Annotated in this window: 20 protein-coding genes and 1 pseudogene; 12 read left to right on the top strand and 9 right to left on the bottom strand. The window is 44.5% G+C overall.

The window, feature by feature from the left end; all coding sequences use genetic code 11:
* Positions 1 to 687: 687 nt before the first annotated feature.
* Positions 688 to 1,248: pseudogene (locus NWE96_12405) on the top strand (nicotinamidase).
* 521 nt (positions 1,249 to 1,769) lie between these two features.
* Here NWE96_12405 and NWE96_12400 read toward each other — a convergent pair.
* A complete protein-coding gene (locus NWE96_12400; GenBank protein ID MCW3984769.1) occupies positions 1,770 to 2,186 on the bottom strand; it encodes a secondary thiamine-phosphate synthase enzyme YjbQ in 417 nt (138 codons plus the stop codon).
* Between the two features lie 1,620 nt (positions 2,187 to 3,806).
* Between NWE96_12400 and NWE96_12395 the strand changes: the two genes are divergently transcribed.
* Positions 3,807 to 4,244 carry a hypothetical protein gene (locus NWE96_12395; GenBank protein ID MCW3984768.1) on the top strand — a complete coding sequence of 146 codons (438 nt, stop codon included), beginning with the start codon at positions 3,807 to 3,809 and terminating at the stop codon, positions 4,242 to 4,244.
* 122 nt (positions 4,245 to 4,366) lie between these two features.
* Complete coding sequence (locus NWE96_12390) at positions 4,367 to 4,585, top strand: ATP-binding cassette domain-containing protein (GenBank protein ID MCW3984767.1); 219 nt, start codon at positions 4,367 to 4,369, stop codon at positions 4,583 to 4,585.
* A 447-nt stretch (positions 4,586 to 5,032) separates the two neighbouring features.
* On the opposite strand, the gene NWE96_12385 is transcribed toward NWE96_12390, so the two are convergent.
* From NWE96_12385 to proB, 3 genes are all read right to left on the bottom strand, one after another.
* Entirely contained in the window at positions 5,033 to 5,731 is a 699-nt protein-coding gene (locus NWE96_12385; GenBank protein MCW3984766.1) for a restriction endonuclease, read from the bottom strand.
* A 727-nt stretch (positions 5,732 to 6,458) separates the two neighbouring features.
* Entirely contained in the window at positions 6,459 to 7,700 is a 1,242-nt protein-coding gene (locus NWE96_12380) for a glutamate-5-semialdehyde dehydrogenase (GenBank protein ID MCW3984765.1), read from the bottom strand.
* Positions 7,697 to 8,821 carry a glutamate 5-kinase gene (gene proB / locus NWE96_12375; GenBank protein MCW3984764.1) on the bottom strand — a complete coding sequence of 375 codons (1,125 nt, stop codon included), beginning with the start codon at positions 8,819 to 8,821 and terminating at the stop codon, positions 7,697 to 7,699. The genes NWE96_12380 and proB overlap by 4 nt, the downstream gene beginning before the upstream one ends.
* Positions 8,822 to 8,983: 162 nt before the next feature.
* Between proB and NWE96_12370 the strand changes: the two genes are divergently transcribed.
* From NWE96_12370 to NWE96_12360, 3 genes are all read left to right on the top strand, one after another.
* Positions 8,984 to 11,152, top strand: coding sequence for a sodium-translocating pyrophosphatase (locus NWE96_12370; GenBank protein MCW3984763.1), 2,169 nt, complete (start codon positions 8,984 to 8,986; stop codon positions 11,150 to 11,152).
* A 129-nt stretch (positions 11,153 to 11,281) separates the two neighbouring features.
* Complete coding sequence (locus NWE96_12365; GenBank protein ID MCW3984762.1) at positions 11,282 to 12,376, top strand: mRNA surveillance protein pelota; 1,095 nt, start codon at positions 11,282 to 11,284, stop codon at positions 12,374 to 12,376.
* A gap of 51 nt (positions 12,377 to 12,427) precedes the next feature.
* Positions 12,428 to 12,763 carry a hypothetical protein gene (locus NWE96_12360; protein MCW3984761.1) on the top strand — a complete coding sequence of 112 codons (336 nt, stop codon included), beginning with the start codon at positions 12,428 to 12,430 and terminating at the stop codon, positions 12,761 to 12,763.
* An 870-nt stretch (positions 12,764 to 13,633) separates the two neighbouring features.
* On the opposite strand, the gene NWE96_12355 is transcribed toward NWE96_12360, so the two are convergent.
* On the bottom strand, positions 13,634 to 13,951 hold the full coding sequence (locus tag NWE96_12355) for an RPA12/RPB9/RPC11 RNA polymerase family protein (protein ID MCW3984760.1): 318 nt from the start codon (positions 13,949 to 13,951) through the stop codon (positions 13,634 to 13,636).
* 157 nt (positions 13,952 to 14,108) lie between these two features.
* Between NWE96_12355 and NWE96_12350 the strand changes: the two genes are divergently transcribed.
* Complete coding sequence (locus NWE96_12350) at positions 14,109 to 14,771, top strand: class I SAM-dependent methyltransferase (protein ID MCW3984759.1); 663 nt, start codon at positions 14,109 to 14,111, stop codon at positions 14,769 to 14,771.
* A gap of 292 nt (positions 14,772 to 15,063) precedes the next feature.
* The gene (locus NWE96_12345) at positions 15,064 to 15,459 is read left to right on the top strand and encodes a hypothetical protein (protein ID MCW3984758.1); all 396 of its coding nucleotides are present in this window, start codon (positions 15,064 to 15,066) and stop codon (positions 15,457 to 15,459) included.
* Between the two features lie 71 nt (positions 15,460 to 15,530).
* Here the strand turns inward: NWE96_12345 and NWE96_12340 are convergent, their stop codons facing one another.
* Positions 15,531 to 15,857 (bottom strand): thioredoxin family protein, encoded by a 327-nt coding sequence (locus NWE96_12340; protein ID MCW3984757.1) that lies wholly within the window; start codon positions 15,855 to 15,857, stop codon positions 15,531 to 15,533.
* Between the two features lie 102 nt (positions 15,858 to 15,959).
* On the opposite strand from NWE96_12340, the gene NWE96_12335 reads away from it, so the two are divergent.
* Positions 15,960 to 16,676, top strand: a complete 717-nt coding sequence (locus NWE96_12335) for a hypothetical protein (protein ID MCW3984756.1) — start codon at positions 15,960 to 15,962, stop codon at positions 16,674 to 16,676.
* Here NWE96_12335 and NWE96_12330 read toward each other — a convergent pair.
* Positions 16,673 to 17,401 carry a HisA/HisF-related TIM barrel protein gene (locus tag NWE96_12330; protein MCW3984755.1) on the bottom strand — a complete coding sequence of 243 codons (729 nt, stop codon included), beginning with the start codon at positions 17,399 to 17,401 and terminating at the stop codon, positions 16,673 to 16,675. The two genes, NWE96_12335 and NWE96_12330, sit on opposite strands and share 4 nt — an antisense overlap.
* A gap of 147 nt (positions 17,402 to 17,548) precedes the next feature.
* Here NWE96_12330 and NWE96_12325 point away from each other — a divergent pair, with 147 nt between their 5' ends.
* Positions 17,549 to 19,180: a hypothetical protein gene (locus NWE96_12325; protein MCW3984754.1), complete on the top strand. Its 1,632-nt coding sequence runs from the start codon at positions 17,549 to 17,551 to the stop codon at positions 19,178 to 19,180.
* Positions 19,181 to 19,362: 182 nt separating this feature from the next.
* Positions 19,363 to 20,397, top strand: coding sequence for a phosphate uptake regulator PhoU (locus tag NWE96_12320; protein MCW3984753.1), 1,035 nt, complete (start codon positions 19,363 to 19,365; stop codon positions 20,395 to 20,397).
* A gap of 23 nt (positions 20,398 to 20,420) precedes the next feature.
* On the opposite strand, the gene gltA is transcribed toward NWE96_12320, so the two are convergent.
* Both gltA and NWE96_12310 read right to left on the bottom strand, forming a co-directional pair.
* Positions 20,421 to 21,848 (bottom strand): NADPH-dependent glutamate synthase, encoded by a 1,428-nt coding sequence (gene gltA, locus NWE96_12315; protein MCW3984752.1) that lies wholly within the window; start codon positions 21,846 to 21,848, stop codon positions 20,421 to 20,423.
* Positions 21,833 to 22,723, bottom strand: a complete 891-nt coding sequence (locus tag NWE96_12310; GenBank protein MCW3984751.1) for a sulfide/dihydroorotate dehydrogenase-like FAD/NAD-binding protein — start codon at positions 22,721 to 22,723, stop codon at positions 21,833 to 21,835. Before NWE96_12310 ends, gltA begins: the two co-directional genes overlap by 16 nt.
* A 180-nt stretch (positions 22,724 to 22,903) precedes the next feature.
* On the opposite strand from NWE96_12310, the gene NWE96_12305 reads away from it, so the two are divergent.
* Positions 22,904 to 23,233, top strand: coding sequence for a LysR family transcriptional regulator (locus NWE96_12305; GenBank protein MCW3984750.1), 330 nt, complete (start codon positions 22,904 to 22,906; stop codon positions 23,231 to 23,233).
* Positions 23,234 to 23,248 lie beyond the last annotated feature (15 nt).

The following is a 23,248-nucleotide window of genomic DNA, read 5'->3' as shown; positions in this document are numbered from 1 at the left end:
TAAGATAAGGCTATCTTTTTGACTCCGTATACAAAAGCATCACCAAAACACACTTTTTCTAATAAAACACAAAACCGCAAAAAATCAAAAAAACAGCAAATTTTTTCGAAAACAGACGAACCTTATATATACATAAAATTTGTAGAGCAGAATTCCTCAGCACCATAGAACGCCAAATAACTTTTTAGACAAAGACAACGGTTTGACGGTAACATTGCACGAAAAAATCTCCGAGAAACCATTTAAAATGGCCATTATGCTGCTTTAGTTCTTCCTTCACTGCTGTCGCTTGAGGGTGCAGAGGTGCAAGTAAGGGTTTGGTTGTGGATGTTTAGTTGTTTTTTGTTTGTTAAACGCATCTTTGTCTGCTCGGAGTCTTGTTTTTGTTGTTTTGATGTTTTATTTTCCTTCGGTGCAATTAGGTTGGCGGGTGTATATGCGTCAAAGTTTCTGTTTATTTCGAGTTCGCTGGTGCGAAAAAATTTCGAATGTACACTTTTTAAATTAAATAGCTAAAAATGTGTTTAGTAATCATTACAAAAATGTATTTTTATGTATATTTTTCCATGCGACCTAATCATAAATTGGTTTCAAATTTTCGAAGAAGTCTGTTTAAGAAAAAGTTTATTCCAAAGCGTCGCTCTAAATCTATTAGCCAATGCTTTTAACAGATCTAAGGTGGAACTGTTGAATAAAAAATATAGTCTTACAGAACAAGATGCCCTTCTAGTAACTGATATCCAAATCGACTTTCTACCCGGAGGCGCCCTCCCCATCGACCGAGGTGACACAATAATCCCCGTAATCAACACCTACATCAAACGCTTCGAAAAGGCAGGAGCAAATATCTTTGCTTCTCGAGATTGGCACCCGCCTAATCACATCTCCTTTAAAGCGCAGGGTGGACTTTGGCCTCCTCACTGTGTGCAGGGAACCAAAGGAGCCGAGTTTAGCCCAGCACTGAAACTTCCCAAAAAAGTTCTAGTAATCTCCAAAGCCACAGACCCACAGCGTGAAGCGTACTCTGCGTTTGATGGCACAAACCTCGACAATGAACTGCAGAAACTTGACGTCAACCGCCTCTTTGTCTGCGGTTTGGCCACTGATTATTGTGTTGTAAACACGGTTCTGGATGCCTGTGAACTTGGTTTTGAAACGGTCGTGCTTATGGACGCTATCTTAGGTATCGACGCAAACCCTGGAGACGTTGAACGAGCAATTAACGCCATGGTTAAAAGCGGTGCAGAACAAGCTCTTGACGCAGATTTTTTGGATGCCGAAGAAACATTGCCTGTCGGAGAAGCAGAGGTTGATGTTTTAGCTGCGAAGCCCTCTTTGCTCAGTGGAGCCAAAAAGAAAGCTCGTTTGCGACCAAAGACCGCTAACCGGCGACTGAAGACCGAGCGCGGCTAAACTTCGAAAAGCTGCGAAGCTTAAATAATCATCCGCAGTTTAGCGGGTGCATAATTGTTTTTGGCTATTCTTTACTTGATTAAGCGTAAATTGGTTCTAAAAATCAATAGATTGGCACAAAAATAATGGCATAAGTCGCCTAAACGAGCCGCATATTTCGATTTTTCAGGGGTCTTTTGGCTGTTGATTTACTCTTTGTTTGCTTATGTTCCGTTTGTTGTAGGCGAAATTTTATCGAATGGACATTTTTTACTATAAACAGTTAAAAACACGTGCATATACATCAGTTTTTCGCACTTAAATTGTAACTTTTTATGTAGCCTTTCTATTTTCTAGGTACGAATAACGAAAACTACCTACAGTTCACCCATAACCTGAATGATCACTGAACGCTCACGGGGATAAACGTCAGTTTCCACAAAAAACAGCGACTGCCACGTCCCAAACTCAACACAACCCTCAACGACAGGCAAGGTTTTGTCAGGCGGTAGAAGCATAGATCGCAAATGCGAATGCGCGTTGGAAGGGTGATGGTAGCTCCGATGCTTAGGCACCAACTCTTCAAGATACCCTTTGATGTCCGCCAGCAAACCCTCATCGTTCTCAGTCAAAATCAAAACCCCTGTTGCGTGAGGTGCATAGACGTGGACGATGCCGTTTCTGATTCCAGATTTCGAGACAACTTCCAACACATTATCCGAGAGGTCAACAAAGCTGATTTCGCCTTTAGTCCTAAAGTTGAGTGTCTTGTTTACCACCTTAAAGTCAGCCATACACAATCCCTACCTGTTTAGTCAGATCTTTTTGGTTGAAAAACGTTTCTGGTTGAGCAAAAAACTGTGTTTTGGTGATGCTTTTGTATACAAAAGACGAATTTTTGCGGACTGAACCCTCGCCAATACGGCAAACAGCACATCAAAAGATAAGGAAGTGATTAAAATGATCTAACAAGTCCTGACACCTATACACAGCAAAAAAAAACGCATACCCACAGGAACATCTCCGGCGTTGTCTCTCTTTGTTTTAGTACTGATTTTTCGTCACACCATGTCGGTCGAAATGATGTGGTTGCGTTTTGGGTTTACGTCTTTTTTAGGCTTGTTTGGGTGTGAGCTGTGAGTTTTTCTGCACAGAAAACAATCGCCCTGTTGTGTGAGTTGCGGTGTGAACGTGTGAACCTGCAATAACAGCTTTTTTAACGATAGTATTAGTAGTGTTAAAACAGCAGCTATTCCTCAAGTGCACCTAAGTTGGGCCTCAGTCAAGATCAATCAAAAGGCACTTGGTGAGTTCCACGAGGACGGGACCGCTGTTTATTTTTGAGTAACGACCTCACCAGCAAAAAAGGGAAATTGACAAACCAAAATAGACTTCTCCTGTCAAAAAAAGAATAGACCTGTCTATTGTATTAAGAGAAAAAATTAGCCTACTTCTCCAGTTGATGATAAAATGCTGCTAAGCGTGCTGGTTCCAGTTTCCAAGTTGAACATAGTCGCATAAATGTTAAACACAGCGAAGACTTGGCTTATTTCAGGAAAAGTGACTTTCGCCAAAATTTTTTCGCGACCCGCAACTTTGAAAAAATTACGGGAATTCGAAGCCCTCCATTGACTAAAATGGGCCTAAATTAGCCTTATTTTGCTTTGAAGCTTTAAATTAACGTTTGTTGGGTCACGAAATATGTTCGGAGAAAAAATGGCCTACGTTTTTTCACTAAACACAAAAACAAAAACTGAATAAAATGCCGCTATTGGCAAAATACCCTTAATTTAAGCCGATTTGTTGCTCCCTTGGGTGTTTGGCATGGTGAATGTCGGGGCCTCTTAAAAGTACTGACGAAAATCTCCATAGATAGCAACTTCCCAGTTTTTCGGGTAAACTTCGAGCATTTGGGTGCCTCAAAGGCACTTTTGGAGTCATGTAGCAAACTTTGCCCATTTGTAAAAAATTCAGGATTCTAATGCGCCTGGGCCTTCACGAAAATGGCAAGTTTGCTTTTTGCCGTTTGAACGTGGTGGCTGAGTTGGGGTTTTGTGGGTGCTGACTGTGTTTTGGTGATGCTTCTGTATACAGCCTTTTTGTTGCGAGAGGGTGTGTGTTTGCATGTTTTTGGGGGTTTTGTTGGGTGGGAGTTGATGGCTTCAGCAACAGTTTTGTAGCGGTTAGTGGTGGCTATGTAGCTCATATTTTTGAAATATCAATGTTGTGAAATTCTATTTCAGTTGATTTGGTTGTATTGGTAATATCGCTGTGTGGCATGTTCACCAGTAACTTCTAGCGCCACCAACGAAAACATGTAGTATACAAAAGCATCTCCCAAACACACTTTTTTGTTCCCTAAGAGAACATTTTTTTTAACCCAAAACACCATAACCAAACAGCGAGGGAAAAAGTTGGCAACCCCCGAGGACCGCATCAGACTTAGGCGTTGGCGTAAAAGGGGCTTCTACAGCGAAACCGTACTGGTCAAGCTGCTACACAAAAAAGGCTACCATGCCGTCCGCGTCCCCGTAAGTAATCCCAGTCTCAACCCTCTCCCAGACATCATGGCCCGCAAAGGACAACACCTCTACGCATTCGAAGTCAAAAACGCCACTTACTACGCATACTTCCCCAAGCAGCAAATTGACAAACTGTTCCGATTCCTCGACGAGTTTATACCCACAGGTCACGAGTTGAAGCATGCAGTTGTGGCTGCGCATTTGGGAAAACGGTGGATCTTCAAAGAAATCAACTGGACAGACTGGGAAAAAGATAAACTGCCCGAGAAGGTGCGTATCTTAAAGCGGGACAGGGGAAACTTAAACATCGACACATGTTACCCGCAGTAAAGAATTGTACCTCAAAGCTATTATGCTTAAGAATTAACTTTCGTTAATCAGTAGTGAGGAATCGTGATGACGCAGCAAGAAGAGGTGATGGTGTCCACTCAGGGGTTAACTAAAACCTACCTGTGGGTGAAAGAAAAATCACCGTCCTATCAGACGTCACGCTGCAAATCAAAAAAGCCACCTTCGCCGTGATTTGTGGGCCTTCAGGGTCGGGAAAAATAACCCTGCTAAACATAATTGGCGGTATTGACCGACCGACAAAAGGGCAAGCATCGTCGCAGGGCAAGAACTTAACGGTAAAGACGAGGATTTCCTATCAGAATTCAGAGGTGCCCATGTGAAATTTGTTTTTCAAGCCTACAATATAGTCTCAACTTTGACTGTGGCAGAAAATGTGGCTTTTCCCGTGGAGTGGCTAAGAAAAAACCCCCACGACATAAAAACAAAAGTCAATTAACTCCTCAAAACAGTGGGCCTTGAGCTCCGTGCAACCCATTTCTCCGGGCAACTAAACGGGGGAGAGCAGCAGAGAGTCGCTTTCGTCAGAGCATTAGCCAAAGACCCAGAGGGTATTTTGCGAATGAACCCTCAGAACACTAGAACCAAAAAGCCCAAAAATCGCGGTGCTTCAACATTGAAGGGAAGTTTGGGAAAAAGGCGTGGGCAACGCAAGTTTAGAAGGTAAATTGGCGACTAACCTGTAACGCGCTATCTTTTGCTGTAACTATTTCTGGCTTCATCTCCATGTTTTTACCCACTTTAAGGTCTCAAAAAACGTAATCAAAATATTAACCTAACTTGTTAAATCTCTTAGAAAAACACTTAACTGAATCCAAATAAAACGGCAACTGGCTGATGAAATCCTGAAGTTGAAGCACCGAAACGACGGGGACTTCGTAGTAAAAATTGTACGCGCCAGGCATCAACGAGAGTACAGCAGGTAAAAATCTTGCATTTCCCCATTGTGTACAATCCAACTTAAATTTAGGGTTAGGAAGCGAGTCAGCTAGGGCGTTGGTTCGCTCTGTTTGCTCTTCAACGATTTTCCTTAGAGCTGATGCTGCGATTGCGTGTTGCCAACGTTTGCAATCAACACAAATAACTAAGGGTTTTCTGCAGCCGACTACATCGACTTCGTATCGGCGATCTGAGTGTTTAAAGCGCAAGTTTTTGTGGACAGTGTAGCCGTTACTTTTTAGTGCTATAGCAGCCATTTCTTCAAATTCTTGCCAACCGAGCAAGTTGCTGATTGTCTGGATATCTGCACCTAAAGTAGCGGCTTTAACGGCGATTTTCAAGCGGTTAGCGCTGTCTAAAGCGACACTGTCAGTTTTGAGATAAATGAGGTTTTCGTTTTGCAGTTTTTTGAGCAACTCTAAACAAACTTCTATGGGTAATCGGGCGGTTGTTTTGATATCTTCGATTAGAGCAGGGTTTTCTTTGGTTAGTTTTAACAGCGAAATTAACAGTTTGCACTCAACACTCATGGTCTTTACTCCAGTGAAGTTGATAAAATTCAAGCAAAAAACATGCGTTGTATACGAAAGCATCACCAAAACACATTTCTAAACCCACGTACCTCATCGTCGACCCTTTCGCGCGAACTTTCAATATTTTAACATGTCTTAGCCAAATAACGTTTATCTACCTTTTTTTGACAGCACTCTTTTTTTGGCGAGTGATTTCGTGAATCGTAGTTAGGCAAAATTGCGTCTTTGATGGACAAATTGTTGTTATTTGTATCTTTTCATGATTGCTTTTGCGATAATTTTAACTGTTTAGTGTAAAAAGTGACAGTTCGATTATTTTTCGCAGACCAAACTCTTAAAGCAACGTCAAGTAACCCTCTATCATAAGCATTAAGGGCGGCTTTTTTTAGACAATAACGACGAAAAAGGATACAAAACAGGTCAATGTCCACTTTTTTAGTCACTAAAACAGCGTTCACACATTTCAAAATCACATTTTTTGACGCAAAAACACTTTCTACCCATCTGTATAAGCTTATTTCAATCTAGTCTTCCCGCTTTTTATGTATGATTATATAAGCTTCGACTATTTTCGAATTTTTTGGCTATTTTTGAGGCGATTTTAAAAAAATAAACTGTGTTTTGGCGATGCTTTTGTATACGGGAATAAATTACGCCGATTTTCAGAGAATTAATAGATCAAGGGTAAAAAATGGATTTAAGAAGAAAACAAAAAATGTAGCTGCTACTTTCTGATTTGTCCGTCACCCACGACAACATATTTGGTTGTTGTTAGGTGTTGGATGCTCATGGGTCCGCGTGCGTGGAGTTTCTGTGTGCTTATGCCGATTTCTGCGCCAAGTCCGAATTGGTTACCGTCTGTGAAGCGGGTGGATGCGTTCCAGTAGACTGCGGCGGAGTCGACTTCTTTTAAGAACCGCTGAGCTTTAGCGAAGTCGCGGGTGATTATACTGTCGCTGTGGTGTGTGCCGTACTGGTTAATGTGGGCAATGGCTTCGTCGAGGCTGTTGACGACTTTGACGCCGATTATTAGGTCGAGGTATTCGGTGTACCAGTCCTGCTGTGTGGTAGCTTTGACGTCGGGAACGATTTTTCGGGTGACTTCGTCGCCTCGGACTTCGACCCCGTTTTTACGCAATTCAGCGATGATTAGGGGGAGATATGTTTTGGCAATTTTGCTGTGCACGAGAAGTTTCTCGGCTGCGTTGCAAACGCCGGGTCGTTGAACCTTCGCGTTAATAATAATCGGCGTTGCTTTTTCGAGGTCAGCGTCTTCTTCAACGTAGACGTGGCAGTTGCCTGTACCCGTTTCTATGACGGGGATGCGGGATTTCTCGATGACGGTGTTGATTAGGTCTGCGCCCCCTCTGGGCACAAGCACGTCAATGTACTTACGCATGCCCATCAACTCTTCTGCAACTTTACGGTCAGGTGAATTCACTATTTGGATAGCGTCAGCGGGAACACCGGTACCTGCAAGTGCACCGCGAAGGACGTCGCCGATGGCTACGTTGCTATTTAGGGCGTCTGAGCCGCCACGTAAAATCACAGCGTTGCCTGATTTTATACAGATACCCGCAGAGTCAGATGTAACGTTGGGACGCGATTCATAGATAACGCCAACGACGCCCAGGGGAACGCGGACTTGGCAGATGATTAAGCCGTTGGGGCGTGTCCATGTTGATAAGACTGTGCCGATGGAATCGGGCAGTGCGGCGACTTCACGGAGTTCTTTTGCCATATTTTGGATTTTCTTTTGATCCAAAGCTAAACGGTCAAGAAGTGACGCTTTAAGCCCTTTAGCTTTAGCTGCTTGGACGTCACGTTTGTTTGCCGCCAAAATCTTCGCCACATTTGCCTCCAGCGCATTGGCCATTTTGCAGAGCGCCAGATTTTTGGATTCCGCGGATAGTTTTCCCATCTCAAAGGCAGCTGCTTTGGCTTTGATGCATATTTCTTCTATCATTGTGTTCCCTCGGTTAAGTGGATGTTTCGGTGCTCAATAACCTCTTTTGGTTTGTCTGTGCCGAGTTTCTTATGTACCTCTGATACCTTTAACCCTTTAATTAGGTTTAACTGAGTGCTACTATAGTTGGGGTTTCCGCGTGCAAATTCACCTTTTTCGTCCGCGAGGCTAACTACGTCGCCTTCACTGAAGGTTCCTACGATTTTGGTGACGCCGACAGGGAGCAAGCTTGAGCCTTCAAGGATGGCTTTTTTCGCGCCTTCATTCACGTAGATCGTACCTTTTACCGCTGCACCGTATGCTATCCAACGTTTAACGGCTGGCATGCGGCTTTGAGGTTTAAAGTAGGTGCCTACTTCTTTGCCTGAGAGTATGTCCAGTATGACGTTGGGGCGTCTGCTGTTGGCTATAATCACGGGTATACCGCATTGTGTGGCGATTTCGGCGGCTTGAAGTTTGCTTTGGATTCCTCCTCTACCTCGTTTGCTTTTGCCGTTTACTGATTCTTTGAGTTCTGTGGTGATGGCTTCAACGGTTGGGATTAGTTTAGCTTCTGGTTTGGCGGGGTCTGTAGTGTATAAGCCCTCAACATCGGAGAGTATTATGACAAGATCTGCGCATAAGGCTCCTGCAACAAGAACCGAGAGTTTATCGTTGTCGCTAAAGTTTATCTTGTAACCTTCTGAATGCATCAGTTCATCAACTGAAGTAACATCGTTTTCGTTGATGATGGGTACAACACCGATTTTAAGCAGCAACGAAAGCACATCACAGGTGTGGACATATGAAGCACGGTTTGAAAGATCCTCAGCAGTTAACAGAATTTGGGCAACTTTAAGGCCATACTTTTTGAAGATTTCTCGATACTTCGCCATAAGCACGCTTTGACCCGCGGCTGCAGCAGCTTGCTGAAAAACGACGTCTTTAGGTTTAGGGGGGATACCCAGCTCTGCGATGCCTGCTGACACCGCACCCGAAGTTACCAGTATTATTTTGTCACCCTGCTTGTGGGCGGCTGCGATTTGGCTGGCAAGGTTTTGCATTTCTTTTTGGTCAAGGTTTCCTTCGCTGTCGGTTATACCGTTTGTGCCGACTTTAACGACGACTAATCTTGAAGGCATCAGAGATTCCTTTGTGGGAAATATGTTTAGAGCTTGCTTAAAAATGCAACCAACCCCCGCAGCGAAAAATGTTTTTCTGAAGTTGAAATATGAATTGCACGAAAATTTAAGCAAGAAAATGCTAGCAAAATATATAAGTAAAATAGTCATGGGTTCTTGACCATGTACATACCCCTACAAACTCTTACTAATTTTGTAATTGAAAACCCCCTTGTATTTTGGATAGCACCAGTTGCAGGTGTCATCGCTGTTGTTGCATCACTCATACTTATGGCACGCATCGGAAAGATGAGTCCAGGCGGACCAAAAACCGTAGAAGTGGGCAACGCCATCCGCGAAGGCGCCTATGCCTTCCTAAAGAGGCAATATAAAACAATCGCAATAATCACAGTAATCATTTTTGCGCTGCTGTGGGTCGCCTTGCCGACAGGACCGTTCGGCGTGGGCACGGCGGCAGCGTTCCTGGTGGGAGCAGTCGCATCCCTTGCGGCGGGCTACATCGCCATGGACAACGCCACCAAAGCCAACGTGAGAACTGTGGCGGCAGCCAAACAGTTCGGCGCAGAAAAAGCGTTAAAAACAGCGTTCTACGGCGGCGCCACGATGGGTATGGCGGTTGTCGGTTTATCTTTGTTGGGTGTAAGTTTTCTGTTCTTGCTCTACGGCGGCTACAACGCAATGTTTGGAACATTAACAGTCACAGAGGCAGCAGAGTTAGGTCGCAGTGCAGCAAGCGGAATCGTTGGTATGGGTTTTGGGGCTTCACTAATTGCGCTCTTCGCGCAGCTCGGAGGCGGTATATACACTAAAGCCGCAGACGTCGGCGCCGACCTTGTAGGCAAAGTTGAAGCAGGCATCCCCGAAGACGACCCACGCAACCCTGCAGTAATCGCTGACAACGTAGGCGATAACGTAGGCGACAGTGCTGGCAGAGGTGCAGACCTCTTTGAATCAGCCACAGGCGAGAACATCGGTGGCATGATCATCGGTGGATTAATCAGCATCGCCACAGGCAACCTCATCTTCTTGGTTTTCCCACTCATTGCAAGAGCACTCGGTATATTCGCAACATTAGTCGGTATGCCTTTTGTGAAGCTCAGTGAGTCGGAAGCTAAGCACCCAATGAAAGCGCTTCGCAAAGGTCTTATGGTAACAACAATCGTTGCAGGTATCTTGTTCTTCTTGGCGACCGTCTTCTTGCTTGGAAGCATGTACCTGTTTTACTGTCTACTGGCAGGTTTAGCAGCATCAGTTGCCATCGACTACATCACAGACTACTACACAGGTCGCGACCGTGGACCAGTTAAAAAGATCGCAAAAGCAAGCGAAACAGGCAGCGCAACAAACATCATCACAGGCTTTGCAGTAGGCTTAGAAACAACGGCACTACCCATAGTTTCCTTGGTAATTGCCCTTATCGCTTCATACTGGTTCGGAACCCAATTCGGCTTAGAAATCGGCATTGACCCATTCATAGGCGGCATCTACGGCACCACACTGGCTACTATGGGCATGCTTGCAGTCATGGGTATGGTCTTAGCCCTTGACGGCTTTGGTCCAATCGCTGACAACGCTGCAGGCATCGCTGAAATGTCAGGTGAAGGCGGTGCAGAAGCTACCATGGAAGCACTGGATGCTGTGGGCAACACAACCAAAGCGCTCACCAAAGGCTTCGCCCTCGGCTCAGCACTACTTGCAGCACAATTATTGTTCCAAACTTACATTGAAGAAGTCCATCTGCAAACCGGACAAGCCATCGCTATAGATATTTCTAACCCTGCAGTCCTTGTCGCAGGTTTTATTGGCGCTATGATTCCATTCTTCTTTAGCTCACAAGCTATCAGCGCTGTCGGAAAAGCTGCCGCAGAAATGGTTGCAGAAGTCCGACGCCAATTCAGAGAAATCCCAGGCATCATGGAAGGAACAGGCAAACCTGAATACGGCAAAGCAGTAGACATCAGCACAAAATCAGCACTCAAAGGCATGGTCGTACCCGCACTGATCGTCGTAGTTGTACCACTTATAGTCGGTGTCTTAATGGGTCCAGAAGCAGTCGGCGCACTCGTCATCGGCGCAACACTCTCAGCAGTACCCCTTGCACTCCTCATGAACACAGGCGGTGGTGCATGGGACAACGCAAAGAAGTACATTGAAGCAGGACATTTAGGCGGCAAAAACAGCCCAGCTCACGCAGCAGCAGTCGTAGGCGACACTGTCGGCGACCCCATGAAAGACACAGCAGGACCAAGCCTCCACGTACTCATCAAACTCTTGAGCACGCTGTCAATTGTCTTCATCCCGCTGTTCTACAATCTGCTGCAGCTGATTTAGAATAGCACCTTGGGGGATTTTCTCCCCCCTCTTAATTTTTTTAATTTACCTTTTTAACAAACATTGAACTATTCCGCAGTATATTTCTACCCGTATCGATATTCAGCTAATCACTCGAAGTGTACATAATTGAAAATTGTCGAAAAAAATCTCCATCAAGGCTTCATAAAAGTCGTCCCCGACACCCCCGACGACCTATGGCACCTCTACAATGTCATCTACAAAGGCGACGAAGCGTACGCTTACAGTAGTCGCGCCATCAAAAGCGACACCGCCACCAGCCGCCCCAAAAGTGGCGAGAGGGTTTCTGCCTTTATGGGTGTTAAGGTTGAGTCGGTGAGTTGGGACAAGTTCCTCGGTAAACTGCGAGTTCACGGCCTAATCATTCATGCTCCCGACATTATCCCCACGGGGGCGCATCACACGCTTGCCATCGCGTTAAATCAGCAGATGACCATTGTCAAGAAAGAATGGCCAAAACATATCTTAGACCGCTTAACAAAGGCAAGTGAAACCGAAAAGCCCCTGCTTATCATATCTATCGACGACGAAGGCTTCGCTATAGCCGAAACCAAACAGTACGGCTACGAAACCCGCGTTGAACAACGCATACGCTTACCTGGCAAGCAGGACGCAGACAAACGTGTCGAAGCGACAAAAGGCTACTTCAAGTTGGCTTTGGACAGCCTGCAAAAACTCTGTACAGCAAACCATAACCCCATTGTCGTAATCGGTGCAGGGTATGTTAAGAACGACTTTGTAAATTACCTTCAAGACGAATCCAAAGAGCTATGCAAAGCAATCGTAGACGTAAAAAGCGTTAATAATGGCGGCACTGCAGGCATCGACGAAGCTCTCCGCTCAGGCGTGCTGTTAAAAGCGGCTCATGAACTTCGAATAGTGGATGAAACTAACGCTATGGAGGAAGTTATGAAACGCCTTGGCAAAGGTGAAGGCACGGTAACCTACGGTTTGGCGCCCGTGGAGAACGCCGCTAACATGGGTGCGATTGAAAAACTGATAATAGCCGATACAACTCTACGTGACGCAGATGAAGCACAGCGCCTAAAACTTGAAGAACTCATGCGGGGAGTTGAGAAACGGCAAGCTGCGATTACAGTTGTTAGCACTGAACATGAAGCGGGGTTTAAGCTGTTATCACTGGGCGGGATAGCTGCGCTGCTGAGGTTTCCAATATACCGCGATGCAACGACTCAAAGTTGAAACCAAAATCGTTAAACCCAGCTTCGCCATGCATTTTGGTACTTGATTGGTATGATGACGCCTGACTGGAAATACACAGAAACCGTACAAAAAAGAATCAGAATCACGCGGGTTAACACAAAGGAACGCCACGTGGACGCAGTCGATTTAGACGGCGGAATGTCTCTATGCATGAACGCCTCAAAAGAAATCAATTTGGACAAAGTTAAGAAAGCAAAAATTTATCAGGCAACCATCAAAGTGTACAAAGCAGATATCACACCAGAACTTGAAAGCCAACTATTGGAGTCAGCCATCAACGACCCAACACGCCTAAAGGCAATTCAGTCCTTGAAGGCATCGGGGTTTAAGCCAAGCAAATTCGACTTGATTTCTTTGACCCATTAAACAACCCTGCAAGATGGTGCTTAGGTGTAAAAAGCCAATAGGGTTTGTTTCCTATTGCAGTTGTCGTATAGTTAGCATGATTGAATTAGCCTTTTTTCTGAGTATATATAAGGGGGAAGGTCTGTGAGAGCAACAAACACAAGAAACCTTAGAATAATAAAAAAGTGGAAAATAGCACGGTTCAACTAAACCGTTATGCTTCCACTCTGAAACATTTAAACGCAGGTCAAGTCTGAGCCTTATTGTTGACGCGGCCCAACTGAGCTATGTTTTGGTCGCCACAGGTTCTTTGTACCGCTTTGAACCTGCTGCTCAGAGCCCAGATGCTTCAACATTAAGCAATGTGCAGCCCAATGAGGCAAAGTCTTGATCGCACACCGATTTTTCGCTGTTTTAACCGGTGTACTCTTGTGCCTCAGTGCATTGCATCTAAAGCTTGCTCCCTGACCTGCAAATACCCTATTGCACACGGCAAGTAATATATTTTGCGACAAAAGTGACACAAAAATGATTTCAATTGCACCATTTGATACAAGCGAGCGCACGCCTATAAAGGAGTCAATCAACAAAGAGCCAGGTACGCCTTTGTTTGTTTTTTACGTACTGCCCGAACCAAAATGCAAAGCAACATACAAGTAAAACCCAAAAAAGCAACCGCCTACACACGGACTGAAAAAATAGTTAAAAAAATAATTTTGAAGAAGAACACACGCAAACCAAGAATGTTAAGTCTGGGTTTTGCTTTTATGTGCCTTCTTTGCTTTTCTTTTCTCGTCGCGCTCTTTTTTTGTCATCGGTTTATCTTTTTTAGGCATTGTGGATTTTACTCCAAAATACCATAGCTGCGATGATTTAAATAATTTTCCAAATCTAAGTGTATTCTCTAAACGTGTGTCCGCATTTAGTGCAACGCATAAACTGAGTGGACGCCTCATCGCCGCCGCGGGTTTGCACTTGCCAAACGTACACCATGTTGTTATCGCATTTTTCGCACTTCATCTTAATCGTCTGCATAGGCGTAATCTGCTGATCCTGCTCGCTTATGACAGTCATGAAAGGCTTAGGTTTAGGCTGAATTATCGGTCCAGTGCGAGCTTCAGCTTTTCTGTCTGCGGGTTGTTTAGTGAAGTTGCATTTTGCGCAGCAAAGCACAAAGGCGTTGCCCACGCCAGTCTTTTTGGGTTCCAAACGGGAACCACAATTGGGACAAAACTCCAATCTTAAGAATCCCTCTCTTTATCTTTCCATAGTGTTAAATGATCAGATATAAGGATTCTTTTGTAGGAATCCATAGATTAAGGTAAAAATAACCCAAATACAATTTAACACTTCTTAAAACAAGGAAATGCGACGTACCTTGAGCCCCCCAGATTCCTCAAAGAGTGAGTGGCAAACCAAAAAGCACGCGTTAAAGTATTTATCGCGAGCCCATAAACTGCCACATAGAACTGAAGGGGAAACGGTGCTACTAGAACAAATACCACCCAGTGCTGAGCGTGTTTTGGATTTAGGTTCTGGCGACGGCAGATTACTTTCACTTGTTCTATCAAGCAACCCAAAAATCAAGGAGGGGTATGCGTTAGATTTTTCTGAACCGATGTTAAGATGCGCAAAAGAGCGGTTCCAAGAGGACAATAGGGTTCGAATCGTCAAGCATGACTTTAGCTTGCCGCTTCCAAAGGATTTGGGCTGTTTTGATGCTGTAGTTTCAAGTTTAGCGATACACCACTTGACGCACCAAAGAAAAAGGCAACTCTACACCGAAGTATTCCAGCATCTCAATCCAGGGGGCGTGTTTTGCAATTTTGAGCATGTATCTTCACCTACTGAGCGGTTACATCGCAGGTTCTTTTTAGCGATTGGGCAGTTACCCGAGTCAGAGGATCCCTCTAACAAGCTTTTGGATGTGGAGACACAGTTGAGGTGGCTCAGAAAAATTGGGTTTGTGGATGTGGATTGCTATTGGAAATGGCTTGAGATAGCTCTATTGGCAGGGTTTAAGCCATAGTTTGTTAGTTGATTGATAGATTTTTGTTTATTTAATTGCTTCGTTACTTATACATTGCAATTTTATTATCAATTTTGTAAAATGTATTCAGGTTCTGAATGAAAAACATCCATGTTCAGCAAACACCCAGTTATTGCAAGCTAACTGTAAAAGTTCACGTTTAAAATTATTAATCAGTGTTCAAATTTTTAAATATTCACAAATATACCAAAAAATCTCAGCAGCATTTGAGGTTGAAAGATATTAAATTCTCAACCATATACTCTAGTACTCACGGATTTAGTGATAAAAAATGACTTATGAAACACCCCCACCTCCACCACCACAATCCAACGAGAAATTAAGCAGCATAAGAACCTACATGCTAATAGCGTTCATATTCTCGCTGCTGTTCATGATTGTCTGGATCGGCGCTGCACTCTGGACTATAGCCGCTTTTGCAACACTTGCAGTATTTGGGCTCGCAATCTTCGTATTACTCCCTGCAATCGTCTATCTAGTGCTGTTCGCTTTTTCAGTAATAGTATTTCTGAGAATCTACAAGATGTACAAAGCAGCCAACGCAGGCGACATCGCAACACTAAAAGCAACAAGCAATATGCTTTGGGCAGTTCTAGCTCTAATATTTGCAGGCGTAATTCCAGGCATTATGCTGATAATTGCCGACGGCCCCATCAAACAACTCTAAAACCCAAACCTTTTTCCTTTTTTCTTTTCCAAACCAACCTAAGTATAAAGCAACTGCATTGACAAGCCATATCATGCTTCTATTGCATTCAACCAATTCGTGAACTGCGCTTCCTTTAATCCAGTTCCCAAACGTGCATTCAGGCGGTCTCGGATTTTTCCTTCTTCAAAGAGAATTACCGTTGGCACCGCAGGAATATCATATTCATCCCACAGCGGGTTATCATCATCTTCCAAAAGAACATGAATAACTTTGAATTTACCTCCAGCAGTTTTCTTTTCAAAAAACGGCACAAACCGCATACAGTAAGGGCACCAAGACGAGTAAAACAGCGCCAAAACGGTTTTATTCTGGGTTAGGTGGGCGGCGAGGTCTTGTTTGCTGGAGACTTTAATCATAATCATCCTTAGAGTTAAGCCCAATTTGGGTTTGATAAACCCTTTGCTTTTTTGAAGCGATACCTAAAATAAGTCAGCCTGTACAGAATAAGCAGAAACCCTTTGAAACCTAAAAATTACAGGCGGGGTTACCCCGTCGCCGTTCTCGTTGGAGTCGAAGTAAACCACGCTGCAATATGGCAAATCTACAGTAAAGTAGCTAAACCACAACAAACCATACCGCTCAGTGATAGGCGAGACCAAAAAGCTCTCTACAACTTCCACGAAACCATAATAAACGCGCTACGCTCGACAATCAAAGAAGGCGTCAGAAGCATAATAATTGTAGCGCCCCCGAGAACCAGCTTTGCACAAGACCTCCACATACATATCCACGGGCATCACTCTTGGCTCATGTCAGGAAATAACAAAGCAACAATCTCACTACTCGCTGGTTCAGCCAGCGCAGCACCTCAAGTAGCTGCTTTAACCCAAAAAGCCTCCTTCAAAGAGCTAATCCAAAAAAACGCTCAACAAGAAACCGAAAACATTCTCGAAATCCTCGAGAAATACCTCAATGCCCCAGGAAACCGCGTGTTTTTCTCAATGGAGGAAGCTGAAAACCTCATCCTAAACACTCAAGCCCATAGCAAAATTCCCGAATTTCTGCTTTTAACAGACAGTTACCTCGCTGCATGCCGCCAAAAGAACCGTCTCCACAGGTTAATGCAGATCGCCCAGAACAGAAAAATCAAAACCCGCGTAATCAACTCAGAATCCGCTGCTGGAGTTCGGTTGATGCAACTCGGCGGAATCGTTTGCTTAGCAAATAGCGCTTAAAGAAACCCTTCTCGCTTTAGGTTTTCGATTGATATCTTACCATTGTGGAGTGCTGTTGCAACTAAAGCACCTTTTACGCCTGAAGATCTTAATTCAATTAAATCTTGGATGTCTCTTACTCCTCCTCCAACATAAACCTCCAAACCCAAAGCGATGGCTTCTTTTAAAAGAGCAATGTTTACGCCTTCACCGCTGCCCACACGTGTCAAATCCAAAACGATAACCTCCTTAACACCAAGGGCTTTGAACTCTTTCAAAAGGCAGATTGGATTGGTGCACTCGCCAAATTGAGGTTTAGTAAGCACCTTGTCGCCTTTCAAATCTAAACTGACTACCATGTGGTCGCTACCAAACTGCTTTAATGCTTGGGATATGAAGGTTTTTGATGTTAAGGTTTCAGTGCCTATTACTATTTTAGAGACGCCTGTTTTTAGCAGTAATGTTGCTCTGCTTTGGCTTGTTATGCCTGCGTCAACCATCACAATAAGAGACGTTTCATCTACAATACGCTTAACTGGTGCGAAGTCGCTTGAGCAATCCACAATTGCATCCAAATCCGCTACATACAACTCACTGAATCCAAGCGTTTTGAATGCTTGGGCAACATCAATGGGTGCAGCTGATTTTGTAATGGCGCTCTGTATAGGTTGGTATTGGCTACGGAAACCTCCCACTGCGTGGACGACGACGCCGTTTAGGATGTCAATTACTGGAACAACTTTCAAGCTAACCCCTGTGAAAAACAACCTGTTTTTGCCCTAAAAACATAGCTGCATCAATGGGAAGTGAAGGTTGTATAAACAATATTGATTCTGTGTTCATAACAGTTAATCTTATCCACGTACATATATCGGGTTGCAAGCTGGATAGGCATGCGCTATAGAAAAATCCCCCACAACAACATAGTTGCAACAATAATTATAGTTTTAACTATAAGCCCCATTTTCATAGCGCAAGCCTCCAGTCTGCAACTAATCACCACCCAAGAATACACCGAACACGTCTACACTTACATAAACTCCGAACGCGGAAACTATACCCGAATTGACAAACCCATCTACCCCGTCCTGATAAACAACAGTCAGATTCAGATCGGGGAAAACTGGACCATCACCTGTCCTTTAGAGGCAAACCACAACTACCACGTCTACTGCTACGGAACATGGGTAAATACTTCTTCCGCTGCAAAAACCGACTACGACATCTACGTCTACGACCCATCTGGAAACCTGGAGAGCTCCCACACTGAAGCCGCAGGATTCCCTGAACACTTAGGCACTACAAGCGATGATCCTCTTTTCACGCCTAAACTTAGCGGAAACTATTCATTTGTTATAAAAAATGACGCCCGTGAAAGCCAAGGTGCACAGCAAGCTACCTTTATGGTAATTGAAAACTTGGAGTGCAACAAGTGGTACACCAGCTTTGTAGAGGGCAAAGACAGCAACAGCCAATCCCGCTTCCATACCTGTTGGAGCTATGAGTTTGTAACAAACGAATCCAAAGTAGAGATTTACCTAAAAATCCCCGACACCCTTGACATGTACGAAGCCCGCCTCTACCTGATGAGCGGCGCTAACTCACCAAGCATAAACGATTTTCCACTTCCATGGGAAGCCGGCCTATACGGCAACAAAACGGGTGCAGTGGGTGGCTACAACTTTGAAACCAAAGAATACCGAGGTGTCTCATATGCAAGCTGCGAATACACGGGTCAAGACATGTTCCTCAACTATACAACAACCGCAACAGGAAACAAACTCTATCACCTGGTGTTAATCGGCGAGGAAGGCACCGGCGACGTGGAATTTCTGATAAAGACACGCTTCGATGAAATTGCCTTGACACCCGTGATTAAAGCGCCAACAAAAGTTCACCCCGACGAGCTAGTTTCTTTGTCTTTTCAAAGTGACGGCGCCGTACTTAGAGAAGCTAACCTAACGTACACTATTGACGATTGGGCAACAACAGAACTAATAAATATGGAAGTCAGCAACCAAACTTGCAACGTAACCATACCCGGCCAAGCAGCAGGCACAAAAGTGCAATACCGCGTCGACGCAGTAGATATAATAGAAAACCTAATCTCAACAACAGGTAGCTACGCCGTCAAAGCTCAACCGACCCTAACGATGACAGTGTCCCACGAAGAAGTAGTTCTTGGCCAAAACATAACCCTCACGGGAACCCTAACGCCATTTGACAATAAATCTGTAATTAACATCCAGTACTTCAATAGCAACACCACAGAAACCATAAGCTGCCCCTTAGAAGAAGATGGGTCCTTCACGATCAACATCCAACCGACCGAATCGGGAACTTGGGCGATACTTGCAGAATCACCAGAAACCGAAACATTATGGAAAACAGGAAGCCCACAATTTCTAGTAAACGTAAAAGAACCCCCCCTTTACGTGAAATATTCCTTATACATTCTCATTGCTTTGATTGTGAGTTGCGCGGTCGGCGGAGTGGTCTGGTTTTTGAAGTTTCGAAACAAGTAAAGCATTAGCCATTTTTTAGGGAATTGATGTCGCTGCATGTGAAGTGAAACCCTTAGCTTCTATATTTTTGCCTCTTCTGTGAGAATTTTGTGAACTATTCATCGCATAGTATATATTTGGATGATTCTGTATTAAACAGTTAATACACAGATTAAGTTGGGAAAAGTTTGGAACGAAAAATAATGTCGCTAGGAAAATCTTCACTCGTCATATCATTACCCAAAGAGTGGATGCAGCTAAACGACCTAAAAAAAGGCGAAACCGTCTCATTCAACATTCAACGCGACCGTTCCCTAGTTATCTACCCCAGCACAGCAAAAAAAACTGAACTAAAAGAAATTACTCTCACTATAGCCAACAACGAAGAAGAAACTCTCATAACCCAAAAAGTTCTAGGTGCGTACCTCAACGGCTACACGGGAATAAAGCTCAAATCAGAAAACATATTCACAGTACCCCAAACAAAAGCTATCCGCAACATCGCAGGCCGACTCTACATGCGAGTCATGGAAGCAGACGCCAAAGGCGTATACATCCAAAGCATAATGGATGAATCCAAAGCCTCCCTCCACCAAGCTGTGCAACGGATGCATCTTATTTCCCGTTCAATGTGCGAAGGAGCTTTTACTTCGCTAAAAACTAACGATGTTGCTTTGGCGAAATCATGTTTCTCACTCGACGACGACGTAGACCACTTTGCTTTTTTCATAGTCAGAATCCTACGTAACGCAGCTCAAAACCCACATTTAGCCAACGAGTTACGCATAGACCCACTGGATTGCATGGATTATCAGATGGTTGTCTCCCGCATGGAGCATGCATCCGACTATGCTGCAGACATAACCCGACACATAATCATGCTAAACGGAGCCAAACAGGCAATACCTGACGATGTTCGTGCACTTATGGTTACCGCAGGAGAAGAAGTAGCCCAACTCTATGTCAAAGCCTTTGAAGCCTTCTTCTCCAAAGACGTAAACGCAGCCGTCGACATAATGAAGTACCGAAATAAACTCGACAAACTCGACATAGAAATCACATCCAAAGCATTCACAGGCCCACAGAAAAGCGCAGAACTCGTTTGTGGCATATGCTCCATCCGCGACAACATAAAAAGAATCGCCCACTGCACGTTTAGCATCGCTGAAATAGCCGTAAACCGCGCCTTTAAAGAAGAAACACCTGAAAACATAGAAGAACAAAAAACAAAAGAATAAAAAATTTAGCCAACGCTTATGCGTTAAGCTTTAGCTTTCTTTTTGGTCGATAGGTATTCGTGGATTGCTTTGGCAGCGATTTTTCCTGAGCCCATAGCGCTGATTACTGTAGCTTCTCCTGTTGCGATGTCCCCGCCGACGTAAACGCCATCTAAGCTTGTTTTGAACGATTCGTCGCTGGCTATGATGCCGCCGCGTTCAGTTTTAAGTCCGGGAGTGGTGCTTTGTATAATGGGGTTTGGGGTTCGTCCAATGGCAACGATCACGGTGTCTACGTCTAGGGTTGCTTCTGAACCATCAATGGGTGCAACTTGGCGTCTGCCTGTGTCGTCTGCGTCACAAAGCCGCATGGAAATGATCTCCATAGCCTTAACGTTGCCTTGTTCGTCGCCGATGAATTTAAGCGGCGCTGTTAGGTACTTGAACTCTATGCCTTCTTCTTCCGCGTTCTCAATTTCTTCTTGGCGGGCAGGCATCTCATTTCGTGTACGACGGTAGATGATGGTTACTTTGTCAGCGCCTAAGCGTAGTGCGCATCGTGCTGAGTCTAAAGCGACGTTTCCTCCGCCTATGACTGCTACCTTTTTGCCGATGCGTATTGGGGTCTTGGATTGCGGGAAATTGTATGATTTCATGAGGTTGACGCGTATGAGGAACTCGTTTGCGCTGTAGATGCCGTTTAGGTTTTCTCCTGGTACGCAGAGGAATTTTGGTAGACCTGCGCCTGTGCCTATGAAGACTGCTTCGTATCCATTCTTGAATAGTTCGTCAATTGTGAATATTCTGCCGATTAAGTAGTCAGGTTGAAATTCCACACCTAATTTAGTGATGTAGTCAATTTCCGCTTGAACAATCTGCTTGGGCAATCGGAACTCTGGGATGCCATAAACCAACACTCCACCGCCTTTGTGAAGTGCCTCAAAAATCGTGACTTTGTAGCCTAGTTTGGCAAGGTCTGCTGCAACAGTCAAGCCTGCAGGCCCCGCACCCACGACTGCAACTTTTTTGCCATTCCAAGCTGGAACTTTGGGTACGGTTATGCCTCTTTCGCGCTCCAAGTCCGCAACGAACCGTTCTAGTCTGCCGATGGAAACTGGGTCACCTTTCTTGCCGACGATGCACATTTTTTGGCATTGTTCCTCTTGTGGGCAGACTCGTCCGCAGATGGCGGGTAAACTGTTGCGTTCTTTGATTTTGTTGATTGATGCTACGTAATCGTTTTGCTTGATGAGTTTTATGAATTGGGGAATTGGTACTCCAACAGGGCAACCCTCAACACATTTAGGCACAGCACAGTTGAGGCATCTTGATGCTTCGGCTATGGCTTGTTCTTCGGTGTAGCCTAAGACGACTTCTTTAAAGTTTTTTGTTCTATTTTTAGGGTCTTGTTTTGGGACTTCTACCGCTGTGAAGCGGTTATTGATTGCAGTATTGTTTACTGGCCGTGACATTGGCAACTTTTCTCTCCTGATGGTTTCTGATAAGCTAATGAAAGATTTTTCTCTTCGTTACAGTAGCATTTAAGCCTCTGGATTAGTTCTTTGAAGTTAACTTTGTGCGCATCAAACTCTGGGCCATCTACACATGCAAACTGTGTCTTGTTGTCTATGGAAACACGACAAGCACCGCACATGCCCATGCCATCCACCATGATCGGGTTTAAGCTGGCGATGGTTTTAATGCCCAACGGACGAGTGATATCTGCAATGACACTCATCATAATGGGGGGTCCGATGGCGAAGACTATATCGATTTTGGTGCCCTTCGCTATGAGCGTTTTGAGGACGTCGCTGACGAAGCCTTTTTGTCCTTTTGATCCGTCGTCAGATGTGAATAAGATTTCGTCGGAAACAGCTTTCATTTCGTCTTCTAAAATGAAGAGTTCTGCATTTCTTGCGCCGACTATGGATATGACTTTGTTTCCTGCTTCCTTAAGTGCCTTTGCAACTGGGTACGCAACTGCTGTGCCCAAACCACCGCATATGACAACGGCGGTTCCGAAATTTTTTATTTCACTGGGGTTCCCTAATGGGCCTGCTATGTGCATTATTTTGTCATCTACCCGCAGTGAACCTAATTCGATTGTTGAGTAGCCTACTTCTTGGAAGATGTGTGAGATTGTGCCTTTTTCTTTGTCCCAAGACGATAAGGTGAGTGGTATTCTTTCGCTGTCTTGGCGTACCTTGAAAATCACGAATTGTCCCGCGTGTGCTTTTGCGGCTATATCTGGGGCGTAGACTGTGATTTTTTTGGTTACGGAGTTTAGGATTTTTTTTTCTACAACTTGGTTGAGTTTTAGTTGACTTTGCGTATTGGTTTCTGTCACTTTTTGCGTTCTCCCCGTTAACACGCAACCCTTTTTCGGGTATTAATCGTATATACAATATATATGCTATAAAAGTCTTGCTAGCTACAACCAACGACCACAACAACAAAAACAACAACCCACACAACCAAACAGCACTACCCTTAATTGCCAAAACACCAATTAAATTCAGGGAGCCCCATGAAAAAAACCAACTACCGATTCAAACTCTGGATAGTAAACGAAAAAGACCAAGCAGTCTTCGGAGACGGCCTAGCACGTCTACTCGAAGAAATAGAGACACACCACTCTGTCCTTGAAGCAGCCAAAAAATTGGGGATGTCCTACCGATACGCCCTACACCGATTAACACTCTCCGAAGAACGACTAGGCGAATCACTGGTCACAAGGGTTCGTGGAGGCGCAAAAGGCGGCGGTTCCTCAGAAGTTACACAGTTCGGCAAAGACATGGTTATGCGTTTCAGAAAAACACAGGCAAAGTTAAGCGAGACAGTAAAAAGCCAGCCTTAAGTCTCAACATTTGTC

It is taken from the genome of Candidatus Bathyarchaeota archaeon, from assembly GCA_026014685.1.
Taxonomy (GTDB): Archaea; Thermoproteota; Bathyarchaeia; order Bathyarchaeales; family Bathycorpusculaceae; genus Bathycorpusculum.
This window is presented reverse-complemented; position numbering and strand designations above follow the sequence as displayed.